The 15,033-nt window shown below is 61.2% G+C and carries 9 protein-coding genes; 8 read left to right on the top strand and 1 reads right to left on the bottom strand.

Going from position 1 to position 15,033, the window contains the following annotated elements; genetic code table 11:
- Positions 1-96: 96 nt before the first annotated feature.
- Positions 97-4,956, bottom strand: a complete 4,860-nt coding sequence (locus BLU48_RS08895; RefSeq protein ID WP_057025270.1) for an NAD-glutamate dehydrogenase — start codon at positions 4,954-4,956, stop codon at positions 97-99.
- Positions 4,957-5,435: 479 nt separating this feature from the next.
- Between BLU48_RS08895 and BLU48_RS08890 the strand changes: the two genes are divergently transcribed.
- The 8 genes from BLU48_RS08890 to BLU48_RS08855 all read left to right on the top strand — a co-directional run bounded on the left by BLU48_RS08890 (position 5,436) and on the right by BLU48_RS08855 (position 14,701).
- Entirely contained in the window at positions 5,436-7,127 is a 1,692-nt protein-coding gene (locus BLU48_RS08890) for a dermonecrotic toxin domain-containing protein (RefSeq protein ID WP_057025269.1), read from the top strand.
- A gap of 127 nt (positions 7,128-7,254) precedes the next feature.
- Entirely contained in the window at positions 7,255-7,605 is a 351-nt protein-coding gene (locus tag BLU48_RS08885) for a hypothetical protein (RefSeq protein ID WP_057025268.1), read from the top strand.
- A gap of 253 nt (positions 7,606-7,858) precedes the next feature.
- Positions 7,859-8,818 (top strand): AAA family ATPase, encoded by a 960-nt coding sequence (locus BLU48_RS08880; protein ID WP_046068397.1) that lies wholly within the window; start codon positions 7,859-7,861, stop codon positions 8,816-8,818.
- 5 nt (positions 8,819-8,823) lie between these two features.
- Complete coding sequence (locus BLU48_RS08875; protein WP_057014814.1) at positions 8,824-9,753, top strand: DUF58 domain-containing protein; 930 nt, start codon at positions 8,824-8,826, stop codon at positions 9,751-9,753.
- Entirely contained in the window at positions 9,753-10,247 is a 495-nt protein-coding gene (locus tag BLU48_RS08870; RefSeq protein ID WP_057025267.1) for a DUF4381 domain-containing protein, read from the top strand. Before BLU48_RS08875 ends, BLU48_RS08870 begins: the two co-directional genes overlap by 1 nt.
- The gene (locus tag BLU48_RS08865; protein ID WP_057025266.1) at positions 10,240-11,328 is read left to right on the top strand and encodes a vWA domain-containing protein; all 1,089 of its coding nucleotides are present in this window, start codon (positions 10,240-10,242) and stop codon (positions 11,326-11,328) included. The genes BLU48_RS08870 and BLU48_RS08865 overlap by 8 nt, the downstream gene beginning before the upstream one ends.
- Positions 11,325-13,064 (top strand): tetratricopeptide repeat protein, encoded by a 1,740-nt coding sequence (locus tag BLU48_RS08860; RefSeq protein WP_057025265.1) that lies wholly within the window; start codon positions 11,325-11,327, stop codon positions 13,062-13,064. Before BLU48_RS08865 ends, BLU48_RS08860 begins: the two co-directional genes overlap by 4 nt.
- Positions 13,061-14,701 carry a BatD family protein gene (locus BLU48_RS08855; protein WP_057025264.1) on the top strand — a complete coding sequence of 547 codons (1,641 nt, stop codon included), beginning with the start codon at positions 13,061-13,063 and terminating at the stop codon, positions 14,699-14,701. The genes BLU48_RS08860 and BLU48_RS08855 overlap by 4 nt, the downstream gene beginning before the upstream one ends.
- Positions 14,702-15,033: the final 332 nt, after the last annotated feature.

Here is a 15,033-nt window from a genome sequence, read left to right as displayed (position 1 = left end):
CCACCTGCCGTATTGGCCGATTGATCTTGCGCCCAATAAAAATCCCCGAATCTTTCGATCCGGGGACTTTTTAAGCGCTAACGTTCAGTCGCGTCGTTACAGCACCGACTGACCGCTCAACGCCAGGTCCAGCAACTCACGGTTGGCCACTGCATACATGGCGTAGTCCGTGCCCACGGCAGCACGGATTTCCACCATCATCGCGCGCCAGCGATCAGCCATGTCCTGGTGTTGCTCAAGCCACAGGGCCACGCGGGCTTCCATGTCTTGGGGCGCGTCGGCCATTTGCAGGACCGCGATGGTGATCGCCCGTTGCTGCCAGTCCACATCGTCGCGGAAGGCTTCGCGGGCCTGGGCCTGCCAGTTGTTGGCTACCGGCAGATCGCTGATCTGCTGCAGGTACCACGGCAGGTCCAGGGCGCTGCCAACCGCAAAGTAGGCCTTGGCCACTTCGGCGGCGTCATGCCCGGTCACGTCGGCAGCTTCGATGATCGGCAGCAAGGTGTACAGGTGAGTCGTACCGGCCACCATGCGCGCCAGCAACTCCGGCACACCAGCTTCGGTGTAGGCCTGGTAGCGGGTCTGCCAACCTTCGCGGGTCGGACCTTCCAGCAACTCGTCGAGCTTGAGACCCAACGCGGCCAGGTGTGGTCCGAAGTGCGCGGTGTCACGCCCGGCGTCCTGCTCGTTGCGACGGCTGCGCAGGAACCAGCGCGTAGCGCGACGGCCCAGGCGCATCAGCTCGTCCATCAGTTCCAGTTGCACGTCGGCAGAGACCTGGTGGTCCAAGGCCTCAATCTGACGGAACCAGTGCGGGAGGTGGAAGATGTCGCGCACGATCACATAGGCGCCGGCCACGTTCGCCGGGCTCATGCCGGTCGACTCCTTGAGGCGCTGCACGAAGGTGATGCCCATGTGGTTGACCAGGTCGTTGGCGATCTGGGTGCTGACGATCTCGCGCTTGAGACGGTGACGACGCATGGCCTCACCGAACTTGGCCACCAGGCTCGGCGGGAACGCGGTCTCCATGTCACGGGTCAGGTACTCGTCATCCGGCACCAGCGACTTGAGCAGCGCTTCCTTGAGGTCGATCTTGCTGTACGAGATCAGCACCGACAGCTCCGGACGGGTCAGGCCCTTGCCGGCAGAAGCGCGCTCGCTGAGCTGCTCTTCGGTGGGCAAGTACTCAATGGCGCGATCCAGCTTGCCACGGCCTTCCAGGTCGCTCATCAGACGCTTGTACTCGGCGGCGCGCTCGTAGGCACGGCGCGCCGCCAGGGACAGGGCCTGGGTCTGCTTGTAGTTGTTGCCCAACACCAGGTGGCCGACTTCGTCGGTCATGCTCGCCAGCAACTGGTTGCGTTGCTTGTCGGTCATGTCACCGGCCTGCACCACTTCGTTGAGCAGGATCTTGATGTTCACTTCGTGGTCGGAGCAATCCACACCACCGGCGTTATCGATGAAGTCGGTGTTGGAACCGCCGCCATTGAGGCCGAATTCCACACGACCCAGCTGGGTCATGCCGAGGTTGCCGCCCTCGCCCACCACCTTGCAGCGCAGCTCGTTGCCGTTGACGCGCAGCGCGTCGTTGGCCTTGTCGCCCACGTCGGCATGGCTCTCGGTGCTGGCCTTGACGTAGGTGCCGATGCCGCCGTTCCACAACAGGTCCACCGGCGCCTTGAGCAAGGCGTTGAGCAGTTCGGTCGGGGTCAGCTTGTCGGCCTGGATGTCGAAGCGTTCCTTCATCTGTGGCGAGATGGCGATGCTCTTGGCGCTGCGCGAGAAGATACCGCCGCCTTCGGACATGATGCTGGTGTCGTAGTCGGTCCACGACGAACGCGGCAGCTCGAACAAACGCTTGCGCTCGACGAAGCTGGTGGCCGGGTTAGGGTTCGGGTCGATGAAGATGTGCATGTGGTTGAAGGCTGCAACCAATTGCAGCTTGTCGGACATCAGCAAGCCGTTACCGAACACGTCACCGGCCATATCGCCGACGCCCACCACAGTGATGCTGTCTTCCTGCACGTTGATGCCGCGCTCACGGAAATGACGCTGCACACCGACCCACGCGCCCTTGGCGGTGATGCCCATTTTCTTGTGGTCGTAACCGGCCGAACCGCCGGAAGCAAATGCATCACCCAGCCAGAAGCCGTAGTCGATGGCAATGCCGTTGGCGATGTCGGAGAAGGTCGCAGTACCCTTGTCCGCCGCCACCACCAGGTACGGGTCATCATTGTCATGACGCACGACGTTGGCCGGTGGCACCAGGGCGCCATCCTTCAGGTTGTCGGTAATGTCCAGCAGGCCGGAAATGAAGATGCGGTAGCAGGCGATACCCTCGGCCGCGATCTCGTCACGGCTGCCACCCAATGGCAGGCGACGCGGCAGGAAGCCGCCCTTGGCACCCACCGGCACGATCACCGAGTTCTTCACCTGCTGGGCTTTTACCAGGCCCAATACTTCGGTACGGAAGTCTTCTTCACGGTCGGACCAGCGCAGGCCGCCACGGGCGACATTACCAAAGCGCAGGTGCACACCTTCGACACGCGGCGAGTACACGAAGATTTCGAACTTCGGTACCGGCTTTGGCAGCTCAGGAATCGCATGCGGATTGAACTTGAAGCTGAAGTACGACTTGTTCTGGCCGTTGGCGTCGGTCTGGTAGAAGTTGGTACGCAGCGTGGCCTTGATCAGGTCCAGGTAGCGACGCAGGATGCGATCTTCGTTGAGCACCTGGACGTCGTCCAGGGCAGTGAGAATCGCTTGTTCCAGGCGCTGCTGCTTGTCTTCCAGGTCGTCGGCGGTGAGCTTGCGCGCCAGGTAGAAGCGGGTCTTGAACAGCCGGGTCAACTCGCGGGCGATGTCGGTGTGGTTGTTCAGGGTGCTGGCGATGTAACCCAGGTCGAAGCCCAGGCGGATCTGCTTGAGGTAGCGAGCATAAGCACGCAGCAGCGCAACGTCGCGCCAAGGCAGGCCAGCGGTCAGTACCAGACGGTTGAATGCATCGTTCTCGGCATCGCCGTGGACGATATGCACGAACGCGTCCTGCAGGGTGTCGTTGAGCTGCTGGATATCCAGGTTCACGCCTTCGGCGGCGATGAACGCAAAGTCATGGATCCAGAATTCACGGCCATTGGCGTGGCGCAGGCGATACGGGAACTCACCCAGCACGCGCAGGCCGAGGTTTTCCAGGATCGGCAGCACGTCGGACAGTGCCAGCGGGGTATCGGCGTGGTAAAGCTTGCAATGCAGCTCACGCTGGCCGGAAACCTGGCCCAGGGGCTGATAGAAGCTCATCACCAGCGGGTTGGCTTCGGTGAGGCTGTTTAGGTGCTGCATGTCGACCACGGCCGAATGCGCGGCAAAACGCTCGCGGTAGCCGGCCGGGAAGCCTTTCGGGAAGTCCGCCAGCACGTTGGTGCCATGGGCTTCGCCGAAGCTTTCCACCACCAGGCTGGCGTAGTCGTCCTGCCAGCTGCGGCAGGCTTGCACCACTTCTTTTTCCAGTTGCAGCGGGTCGATGTCCAGGCGGTTCTTTGGGTCGACCCGCAGGATCAGTTGCACACGGGCCAGTACCGACTCGGAGAAGAAGGTCCAGAACTCGCAGTCCGACGCTTTCAGGCGATCCATCAGCACTTGCTGGATCTTCTGGCGCACTTCGGTGGAGTAGATGTCGCGCGGTACGTAGGCCAGGCAGTAGCAGAACCGACCGTACGGGTCTTTGCGCAGGAACACGCGGATCTTGTTGCGTTCCTGGATCTGCACGATTGACATCACTGTGCTGAACAGCTCGTCCACCGGGGTCTGGAACAGGTCGTCACGGGGCAGCACTTCAACCACCTGGGCCAGTTCCTTGCCCAGGTGCGCCTTGGCCTGGAAGCCCGAACGACGTTCGATCTCAGCGACCTTGCGGCGGATGTAAGGAATCACCCGCACGCTTTCGCCATACACCGAAGAGGTATACAGGCCCATGAAGCGGTGTTCCTTGATAACCTTGCCGTCGGCGCTGATTTCACGGATCGACACATAGTCCGGGTAAGCCGGGCGGTGCACGCGGCTTGGGTGTGCAGCCTTGGCGAACGACAGCACGGTCGGTTCGCGCAGATAGGCTACCGCGTAGTCTTCGATGCGCAGATCTTCGGCGGTGAGGCCGGCGCGCAGCAGTTTGGTCAGACCGAGGAAGGAGCTGGCGTCATATTCGATATGACCGCCGTCCGCCTCGTCACGTACCACGAACTCTTCGTAGCCGAGGAAGGTGAAGTGGTTGCCCACCAGCCATTCGAGGAAGTTCTTGATCTCGGCTTTTTCTTCGCCGTCGATGGCAAATGGGCTGGCATCGATACCAGCCAGCAGGTCCTGGACCTTGGCTTTCATCGGCTCGAAATCGGCAACGGCCACGCGCACTTCGCCCAGCACCTGCTCAAGCTCTTTGCTCAGCACGTTCAATTCGGCGGCGTTGGCGCAACGGTCGATTTCCAGGTACATCAGCGATTCTTGCAGGATGCCGTCGCCCTGGGTGCCCTTTGGCAGGACTTCCAGCAGCTCGCCCTTGCTGCCACGACGCACGCTGAGCACGGTGGTTTGCAGGGTGTGGATACTGTAGCCGCGGCGGTTCAGCTCGGTGCGTACCGAGTCCACCAAAAAAGGCAGGTCATGGTGCAGCACTTCGACCGCGGTGTGGGTCGATTGCCAGCCATGACGTTCGTAATCGGGGTTGTAGACCCGCACTTGCGGTTGGGTGTGATCAAAGCGCTCAAGCAGGCGCCAGGCAGACAGGGTGCAACCGGCCAGGTCGGAAAGGCGACGCTGGGTCAGTTCATCCAGGGAAATGATGCCGAAGAATTGCTCAGCGAACAGCGCCACTTGTGGCAGTGCCTGTTCACTGATGTGCTGGGCCAGTGCCGCTTGCAGTTGGTGCTGGAAGTCGGCCTTGCTGGCTGCGGTGAAAAACGCCATCTGTGGTACTCCGCTTGGGCTTGTTATTGATGGAAGCGTCGCGTGTTACCCCCTTGCGGGGAGACCGTCGGCTCTGTTCGTGGGTCACGATAAACGAATCAGGGCGACAGGTGGGTGAAGCTGGACAAGACAGTCAGGTCACATACAACTTCCATAAGGCACACACCTGGCCGGGGCGACGGTATGACAGGCAGGTCGGGCTCCCGGCACAGGGCACATCCTGTGCGCAGCTTAACGAGTGTGGCGAGACCCCTGCTTGCCGCACGGCGACATATTCGGTCAAGAGCCGGTATGCCAGGACCGGGATTGAATATGCCCACTACGCACCTTCGATAGTCCATGCCTATTGCGCCAATGTCTATTTTCAATGGCGTCTCAAGGGGCTGACTCACCAATCAATACATAACTGTGCCCAGTTACAACATCGATGGATGATTACCCTGGCGCAACCGCTTAATATATAAGATCGAGACTCGTCCATGGCAATTTCCCCCACAGCTTCCGCCCCTCCGATAACCTCAGCGCAGATACCTGAGAACAATGCGCCAGCTGAAAACAGCCCGCCTGTACCCGAAGGCTATAGGCGGTGGCATTTTCCGGGCTTTACGTTCGATGAAAAGGTGAGGCAATACAAAAAAAAGCTGACGCCCGAAGGCGCTACGCCAGAATACTTCAACGAACCACTGCCAAGAAATAACGCGCTCGACAGTGCGGCACAAGACAACTACAAACCCATTAAGTCTCCCAACCAACATACTGCCGTACACATTAAAGGTCAGATCAAACATAAATGGGGAATTGACCTCGACCCGGAAAAGACCTACTTAGTGACCATTGCCTATGACAACTCCCAAAAACCTTACAAAGGTTCCATCGTACAAAAAATATCATTGGCCGACGCTGCGCGTTCAAACGTTCAAGGCAACCCAATGAGCATGAAGGTGCCCAAGCTTCCCGAAGGCGCAGCTCCTCCCTCTATTGAGATAGAACCGATTTCGCGTCACAACGAACCCCCAGGCGCCGATGGCACCTTCCCATTACCCCCTGAGAAGGGCTACCGAACGCACTATCAAGGGATTTACACCGAGCCTTCATCCGAGTCTGCCAATAAATACAGCGCTGACAATCATGTTCCGATTCCGGCTGCCGACTTCCAGCAAATGGTATGGGATCATTCGTACAAAAAGCCTTACGACAATTATTTGGACTTCTACTGGTCACATAACAATACACGCGACGCTTACACAACACTTAGTAAAATCTCCTTCCTCAAAGCAGCACATAAGCAGCATCACGAACAGTCGCTGGATGAAGAGAGCCGGAAAATCGCTATGCGCCTGGGCGGCATACCTAAAAATGAAACGTATATGGACGCCTCTGCCCAGACATTGAATAAACCTTATGTACCCGATCCTGACCTGGAAACAAAGGTCCTGACGTTTAATGGCTTCAAGTCCATCGACATTTTCTATACCCGAGACACTAAAACCAACAAAACGCTCTTGTATATTCCGGGAAATTCCTCCCCCCTTCATGCTTTTGACTCGCCCGCAGCGATGAATGAATGGCTGGGTGAACAGTTAAAAGACAAGGAAAAAGCCGAGGCATTCAAGAAGCATTTCTCGCAGTCGATTCAGGGTTCGTCTTTATTCAAAGCCGGATTCGAAAAGAGCCTTGAGTTATTTCACCAGCGACTACAGCAACCAGGCCATGTGGCCTTTCACAAACAACGTGGAGACTGGAAGGAGGGCGAAATATTCGGCGGTGATAAAATTGAGGGGGACCCTTTCAAGGAGCTTCAGCGAAATACAGAATCCGCGATGAAAGAGAGTACCAGCCAGCAATTCGTTCTTAATAGCGACCGCACAAAAAACCAGATTCTCAAGGCCGGCAAGTACCTAGACATCATGCTCTTATTCGCGACCCCTCTGGGGATTGCGCTCCCTCCCGTCGGCATATTGCTCACTGGCCTGAACATTGCCTCGGGCGTACTGAAGCTAGGCGTCGGTATAGATGACAAAGTCCACAACCGCCCAGACGCCGATAACCGAATAACCTACGGTGTGTTCAATGCCATCAAACCTGTAGTTACAGCAGGGCTGGGTAATGCCATAAAGCCAGTTGTCGCACCCGCCATCCCACTTTTGAAACAGATGGTCTTGAATTCATGACCCCCGGCCGGGCTGATCTTTCATTGAGACCCAGACAGATCCGGCAACTTAAATTCGGCATAATCACCAACGGACTGGCAAAATCGAGGTTTTAGCACCCACGCGTGCTGTTTCTAGAGGACCGCCCATGCAATTGACCACCGAGCGCCTGCTCGTCAACCCCTGTGACGACGAAGAAGACAACATGGCCATGCTTTGCTGCCATGGCAGGAACGGCGAAATGTTCATGCTGACCCGCTATCCAGACGAAGATGAAGTGGAACTGACCTGGGATTACGAGCCGTCTACGCTGGATGGGCTGAAAGTCACCTTGAGTGATAAAACCCTGCTTATTGAACTGGCTGCCGGTGATGCCGATGCGCTGGGGGGCAAGGATCAGTTGGAGATCATTCACACCACTGCGGCGGCTGATATGGCCGACGTGCAAGAGACTCTGCAGAACATCCTCAAAAACACCGGCACTTTCAGCCGGATCTGAGCAGAATACCCGTTGCACTGCTGATCAAATGTGGGAGGGGGCTTGCGCGCGAAGGCGTCGGCCCAGTAAACATTGATGCTGGCTGACCCGGCATTAGGGCAAGCCCCCTCCCCCATTGATATTCTTCCTACAATTTTTGCCAAAAATACTCGTTACGTCGTTAGTCGCCACCCTTTCGATGCATTAAAGTAGACGCCCCAGGGCCTTGGCATGTTTTACACCCCCAGGCTCATCTTTCCAGGAACCGTCATCGATGGAACATCGTGAAGCGCTGCTTGCGCTGCGAACCTTTCTTTCTACGCAGATTCTCGGCCAGGAAAAACTCATCGATCGCCTGCTGATCGCCCTGCTCGCCGATGGCCACATGCTGGTCGAAGGCGCACCCGGGCTGGCCAAGACCAAGGCGATCAAGGAGTTGGCCGAAGGCATCGAAGCGCAGTTCCATCGTATCCAGTTCACCCCCGACCTGTTGCCGGCCGACATCACCGGCACCGAGATCTATCGCCCGGAAACCGGCAGTTTCGTATTTCAACAAGGGCCGATCTTCCACAACCTAGTATTGGCCGACGAAATCAACCGCGCCCCGGCCAAGGTCCAGTCGGCCTTGCTCGAAGCCATGGCCGAACGCCAGGTCAGCGTGGGCCGCAGCACCTATGAGCTGTCGCCGCTGTTCCTGGTGATGGCCACCCAGAACCCCATCGAGCAGGAAGGCACTTACCCACTGCCCGAAGCCCAGCTCGACCGCTTCCTGATGCACGTCAAGATTGGCTTTCCGGACGCCGCCGTGGAGCGGCGCATCCTGCAACAGGCCCGTGGCGAAGCGCTGAATGGCGAAACCAAGCCCGAGCGCCGCGTCAGCCAGCAGGCGATCTTCGCCGCGCGCAAGGAAATCCTCGGCCTGTACATGGCCGATGCGGTGGAGGAATACCTGGTGCAACTGGTGATGGCCACGCGCACCCCGGCCAAGTTCGACGCGGAAATGGCCGAGTGGATCGCCTACGGCGCCAGCCCACGTGGTTCCATCGCCCTGGACCGCTGCGCCCGCGCCCATGCCTGGCTGGCCGGTCGCGACTTCGTGAGCCCGGAAGATATCCAGGCGGTGTTGTTCGACGTACTGCGCCACCGCATCATCCTATCGTTCGAGGCCGAAGCCGCCGGGGTGGACCAGGATCGCGTGGTGCAACGCATTCTTGACGTTGTTGCCGTCGCTTGAAGTCGATGAACGCAGGCGATGGTATCCGCGTAACCCTCAGTGAACTGATTGAGATGCGCCACCACGTGCGTGAAGTGCAGTTGTTTTCTACGCCGGGCCAGCGCAGCCCATTGATCGGCCTGCATCATTCCAAGCTGCGCGGGCGCGGTGTCGACTTCGACCAGGTACGCGTGTACCAGGCCGGCGACGACGTGCGCACCATCGACTGGCGCGTCACGGCGCGCACCCAGGAGCCGCACACCAAGTTGTTCCATGAAGAACGCGAGCGGCCGATCTTCATCATGGTCGAACAGAGCTGCCGGCTGTTTTTCGGCTCGGGGCAGATGTTCAAGTCGGTGCTCGCCGCCCAGGCCGCCAGCCTGATCGGCTGGGCGGCGCTGGGGCACAACGATCGGGTCGGCGGCCTGGTATTCGGTGACAGCGAGCACTACGAGATCAAGCCGCGGCGCAGCAAGCAAAGCCTGCTGCAGCTACTCAACCGCCTGGTGCGGGTCAACCAGAGCCTGAACACCGAAAGCCGCCCGGAGGCCGACGCCCTGGGCATGGCCCTGCGCCGTGGTCGCGAGGTGTTGCGCCCGGGCAGCCTGGGGATTGTGATCTGCGATGAACGCGCATTGACCGAAGGCGCCGAGCAACAGCTGAGCCTGCTGTCGCGCCATTGCGACTTGCTGCTGCTGCCGATCTCCGACCCACTGGACCACGCCCTGCCCGCCGCCGGGCTGCTGCGTTTTGCCGAACGTGGCGCGCAATTGGAGCTGGACACGCTGAACATCGACTTGCGCCAAGCCTACAAGGCCCAGGCCGAGGCGCGTATCGCCCGCTGGGAGCGGCTCGCGCAGAAATTGCGCGTGCTGCTGATGCCCTTGAGCACCCAGAGTGAAATGGTCGAGCAACTGCGCGAATACCTCAACCCGCAACGCCCGGTTAAAAAATAATGAGCAGCCTGGACCAATTGCAACCGCTGATTGCCCCGCCAACCATTGGTTTCTGGCCACCTGCGCCGGGCTGGTGGCTGTTGCTGCTGGTGATCCCACTGCTCGGTTGGGGCCTGTGGTCGTTGCGTCACTTGCTGCCGACCCGCCACCCCGTGGCCCGCGCCGAACAACCGCTGGACCCGTTGCGCATCGCCGCCCTGGCCGAGTTGGCGCTGATGCCCAAGCCTTACGACGGCGCCCCCGCCGGCGCTTGGCTGCAACAACTCAACGGCCTGCTCAAGCGCCTGTGTCGCAACGACTACCCTTACAGCCAGAGCCACACCCTCAACGGGCGCAAATGGCTGGCCTTCCTGGATAACCGCTGCCCCGCGGCCGGCCTGACGCGCTGGATGGTGCTGGTGGAAGGCGCCTACAAACCCGAATGCAAACTCGATGACAAAGCCATCGCCGGCCTGACCCAGGCCGTCGACACCTGGATCCGCAAACATGTTTGAGTTCGCCTGGCCGTGGATCTTCGCCCTGTTGCCTTTGCCCTGGTTGATGCGCCTGGTGCTGCCGGTGGCCGACAGCGGCGAGCCGGCGTTGAAAGTCAGTTACCTCAGCGACCTCGAAGGCCTGGCCCGCCGTCGCGCCCGCGCCAACCTGCCCGGCTGGCGCCAGCAAGCCCCTTTCGTGGTGCTGTGGCTGTTGCTGCTGACCGCCGCCGCCCGCCCGCAATGGCTTGGCGAACCCTTGCCAATTGCTGCCAGTGGCCGGGATCTGCTGGTGGCGGTCGACGTGTCCGGCTCGATGGACTTCCCCGACATGCACTGGCAGGGCGAAGACGTGAGTCGCTTGTCCCTGGTCAAGCACCTGCTCGGGGACTTTCTGCAGGAGCGTGAAGGTGACCGCGTGGGCCTGATCCTCTTCGGCAGCCAAGCCTATCTGCAAGCACCGCTGACCTTCGACCGGCGCACGGTGCGCACCTGGCTGGACGAAGCGCGCATCGGCATTGCCGGCAAGAACACCGCTATCGGCGATGCCATCGGCCTGGCCCTCAAGCGTCTGCGCCAGCGTCCGGCGCAAAGTCGTGTGCTGATCCTGATCACTGATGGCGCCAATAACGCCGGGCAGATCGATCCGTTGACGGCGGCGCGCCTGGCGGCCGAAGAAGGGGTAAAAATCTACCCGATCGGCATCGGTGCCGACCCCGAGCAAACCGGTTCATTGGGCATCCTCGGCGTGAACCCGAGTCTGGACCTCGACGAGCCGGCGCTCAAAGCCTTGGCCGAAGCCACTGGCGGTCAATATTTCCGCGCCCATGACGGCGAGGAGCTGCAGCAAGTCAAGGAGACGCTCGACACCCTGGAGCCCGTCGAACAACAACCGACCCAAGCGCGCCCGGCCCACGCGTTGTACAGCGCCCCGTTGGCCCTGGCGCTGATCTTGAGCCTGTTGCTGGTGATCCAGGAGCGTTGGCCGAACAACGTTTTACAACGCTGGTTCAACAAGCTGTCGAGCAAGGGGATTTTTCTGCAACAACATCCTGAATGGCGCCAGCGCCTTCAGCGCCTGCGTTTGCGGAGGCGCCGATGATCGTCCTGTGGCCGCATTGGTTGCGCCCGTGGTGGCTGTTGCTGTTGCCGCTGCTTGGCTGGTTACTGTGGCAGTTGTGGCACCGGCAAAAACGCGCCGGGCGCTGGCAGATGATCCTGCCGCCGGCCTTCCATGCCGTATTGCTCAGTGGTGGCAACGGTCGCGAGAGCAAATCGCCCTGGGTGGTGCTCGGCATAGCCTGGCTGTTGGCCGTACTGGCGCTGCTTGGCCCTAGCTGGCAACGGGTGGAACAGTCCAGCCAGAAACCCTCCGATCCGTTGGTGGTACTGCTGGAACTGACCCCGGAAATGCTCGCCACCGACAGCCCGCCCAACCGCCTGGAGCAGGCGCGGCGCAAGCTGTATGACTTGTTGCAAGCGCGCAGCGATGCGCAAACCGCGATCGTCGTATATGCCGGCAGCGCCCACACCCTGGTGCCGCTCTCGGATGACCTGGCCACCAGCCGCAACCTGCTCGAAGCCCTGCGCCCCTCGATCATGCCCGAGCCCGGCCACCGTGCCGACCTGGCGGTTGAAAAGGCCATGGGCCTGCTCAAGCAAGGCGGCCTGGGCCAGGGGCGCCTGCTGCTCGTCGGCTCCTCGCTGTCGAAACAGGAACGCCAAGGCATCCGCCTGCAACTGCAAAGTGCCCAGGCACCGCCCTTGTCGATCCTCGGCATCGGCAGCCGCGAAGGCACGCCAGTGACCCAGGAAAGCGGCGAGTTCCTCAAGGACGACCAGGGCGCGATCCTGGTGCCGCGCCTCGACAGCCCGACCCTCAAGGCCTTCGCCAGTGAAATGGGTGGCCGCTACCGGGCGGCGCGCCTGGATGACAAGGACCTGCGCCAGCTCGGCCTGCTCGACAACGCACAGGCCCTGCGCAACGATGGCCAGTTGCTGCTCCTGGATACCTGGGCCGACCAGGGTTACTGGCTGCTCCTGCCGCTGCTGCTGCTGGCGGCCTGCGCCGGGCGGCGCGGCTGGCTGTTCTGCTTGCCGTTACTGCTGTTGGGCGCCCCGCAGCCCAGCTATGCCTTTGAACTGCAAGACCTGTGGCTGCGCCCCGACCAGCAAGGCCAGTACCTGCTCAAGCACAAGCGCCCGGCCGAAGCCGCCGAACGCTTCCAGGACCCGCAATGGCAAGGCGTGGCGCTGTACGAAGCGGGCAACTACGCCGAGGCCATTAAACGTTTTGCCCAGGACAGCGACGCCTATTCCCACTACAATCGTGGCAATGCCCTGGCCAAGGCCGGTGAACTGGAAGCCGCCATTGACGCTTATGAACAGGCCCTGGAAGCCCAGCCCGACCTGCAACCGGCGCTGAAAAACAAAGCCCTGGTTGAAACGCTGATGCAGGCGCAAGCGCAGCCCGAGCCGGACCAGCCGACAAAAAACGCAGATGACGAAACCGCCCAACCCGGCCAAACTGCGCAACCGGGCGCCAGCGGGCAAACGGCCCAGGGCGGCGAACAGTCGTCCCAAGGCCAGGGCGAAGCCGGCACTGGTGAGACCCAGGCCGGCGCCACTCCACAGCCAGGCGGTAATGAAGTGCCGCGCAGCGAACTGGGCGACGAGCGCACCACCACGCCGCCCCTGCGCCCAGCCGATACCCGCCTTGAAGGCGAGCGCCGCCAGGCCCTGGAGCAATGGCTGCAAGAGATCCCGGACAACCCCGGCGAGCTGCTGCGGCGCAAATTCTGGTACGAACAGCAACAACATCAGGACACGACTCGATGAGCCGCCGCACCACCCTTCTGCTTCTGCTCGCGATGTCGACAGGCCACGCCCAGGCCGCGAACCTGGTCGCCAGTGTTGACCGCAGCCGCCTCAACTCCGGGGAAACGGTGGAGCTGACGGTGGAATCCAGTGACGTGACCCAGTTCGGCAAGCCGGACCTTTCGCCCCTGGATGCGCAGTTCGAAGTCAGCGGCACTCGCCAGATCAACCAGCTCACCACCCTGGGCGGCGATAACCACGCCACCACCCGCTGGATCATCACCCTGCTGCCCAAGGAAAACGGCACGGTGATCATTCCGCCGCTGCAAGTCGGCGCACTCAAGACCCAGCCGATCACCCTGCAAGTGGTGGAAACCGCCAGCCAGAACACCAGCGCCGAACTGGCCCCGGTGTTTATCGAAGCCAACCTCGACCAGACCAGCGTGTACGTCCAGGCCCAGGCGCTGTTGACCGTGCGCGTATACCACTCGGTATCGCTGTATGACGACAGCAGCCTGACGCCATTGCAGATTCCCGATGCCCGTGTCGAGCAACTGGGCGAGTCGCGCACCTATGAAAAGGTCATCAACAGCATCCGCCATGGCGTGATCGAGACCCGCTACGCCCTCTACCCGCAACACAGCGGCACCGTGATGATTCCGGCGCAGACCTTCAGCGCCACGCTGGTGGAGTCGCGCCCGGCCCAGGAAAACACGCTGCAGGGCACCAAGCCGGGCAAGATGATTCACGTCAGCTCCGCGGCCCTGCCCTTGACCATCAAGCCCAAGCCGGACCTCTACCCCGCCGACGCGCCTTGGCTGCCGGCACGCAATCTGACCCTGAGCGAAGGCTGGAACCCCACGCCGGACCATGTACAAGTCGGCGACTCACTGACACGCAGCCTCACCGTCGAGGCCGAAGGCCTGTCCAGCGCGCAGTTGCCGGCGCTGCCCAGCACTGAAGTCAATGGCCTGCGCCGCTATCCCGATCAACCGGTACTCGGTAACCAGACCAGCGACCGCGGCCTGACCGGCAGCCGTGAAGACCGCGAAGCCCTGGTCCCAACCCGCGCCGGCGCCCTGGAACTGCCGCCGGTTGAAGTGGTGTGGTGGAACACCCACGAAGACCACCTGGAGCACACCACCCTGCCGGCGCGCACCGTGCAAGTGGCGGTTAACCCAAGCCTGTTGGTGGATACACCTGCCACACCGACCATCATCACCGCCCCCGACGATGAGCGCCTGTGGCAGTGGCAACTGAGCACGCTGCTCCTGGCCTGCACCACCCTGCTGGGCTTCGGTCTCTGGTGGCGTGCCCGCCGGCAACCAGCCGTGCAGCGCGCCGCGCAAACCGGCCCGAGCCCACGCACCTTGCTCGACGACCTCAAGCGTGCCACCCAGGCCAACGACCCCCACGCCACCCGCCAGGCTCTAGACGCCTGGGCCAGGCAACAGCCAGAAACCCTGGCCGACATGGCGGCGCGGTTTGTACCATTGTCAGATGCACTGGATGGCTTAAATGGTGCGCTGTACAGCGAAAGCGGCCAGTACTGGCTGGGTGACGACCTGTGGCGGGCGATCAAGGCCATCCCCGTGGCCGAGCGCGACCAAGACCCGGCGACCGACACCACCAGCTTGCCGCCGCTTTATCCGAAATAATCCAAGGTCCCTGACACTACTCAAATCAACTGTGGGAGGGGCCCCCCGATGACGGTGGATCAGCCAGACTATCCGTCACTGCCCCACCGTCATCGGGAGCAAGCCCCCTCCCACATTTGCCCTGCGTCGCCTGATCGATATGGTCTCACCGCGCGCTGGATTGTCTGTATCCAAATCCACTAACACCCCATAACCCCTGTGGGAGGGGGCTTGCCCCCGATGGCGGTGTCAGCGACCGGTAAGCTGAGTGACCTCTCACATCAGATCTGGGTCACTCGCAGGCATCCCGTGTGCATTTACAGGTAAACTCCCCTCCTTTTCATCTTCTCCAC

This window comes from Pseudomonas synxantha (assembly GCF_900105675.1).
In the GTDB taxonomy this organism is placed as follows: domain Bacteria; phylum Pseudomonadota; class Gammaproteobacteria; order Pseudomonadales; family Pseudomonadaceae; genus Aquipseudomonas; species Aquipseudomonas synxantha.
Note: the sequence above shows the minus strand (reverse complement) of the source record. Positions and strands in the feature narration are given on the sequence as shown.

Bases quoted from the DNA above. Each gene is read 5' to 3' on its own strand.
- BLU48_RS08895 (WP_057025270.1), bottom strand. From the start codon at position 4,956: ATGGCGTTTTTCACCGCAGCCAGCAAGGCCGACTTCCAGCACCAACTG.
- BLU48_RS08890 (WP_057025269.1), top strand. From the start codon at position 5,436: ATGGCAATTTCCCCCACAGCTTCCGCCCCTCCGATAACCTCAGCGCAG.
- BLU48_RS08885 (WP_057025268.1), top strand. From the start codon at position 7,255: ATGCAATTGACCACCGAGCGCCTGCTCGTCAACCCCTGTGACGACGAA.
- BLU48_RS08880 (WP_046068397.1), top strand. From the start codon at position 7,859: ATGGAACATCGTGAAGCGCTGCTTGCGCTGCGAACCTTTCTTTCTACG.
- BLU48_RS08875 (WP_057014814.1), top strand. From the start codon at position 8,824: ATGAACGCAGGCGATGGTATCCGCGTAACCCTCAGTGAACTGATTGAG.
- BLU48_RS08870 (WP_057025267.1), top strand. From the start codon at position 9,753: ATGAGCAGCCTGGACCAATTGCAACCGCTGATTGCCCCGCCAACCATT.
- BLU48_RS08865 (WP_057025266.1), top strand. From the start codon at position 10,240: ATGTTTGAGTTCGCCTGGCCGTGGATCTTCGCCCTGTTGCCTTTGCCC.
- BLU48_RS08860 (WP_057025265.1), top strand. From the start codon at position 11,325: ATGATCGTCCTGTGGCCGCATTGGTTGCGCCCGTGGTGGCTGTTGCTG.
- BLU48_RS08855 (WP_057025264.1), top strand. From the start codon at position 13,061: ATGAGCCGCCGCACCACCCTTCTGCTTCTGCTCGCGATGTCGACAGGC.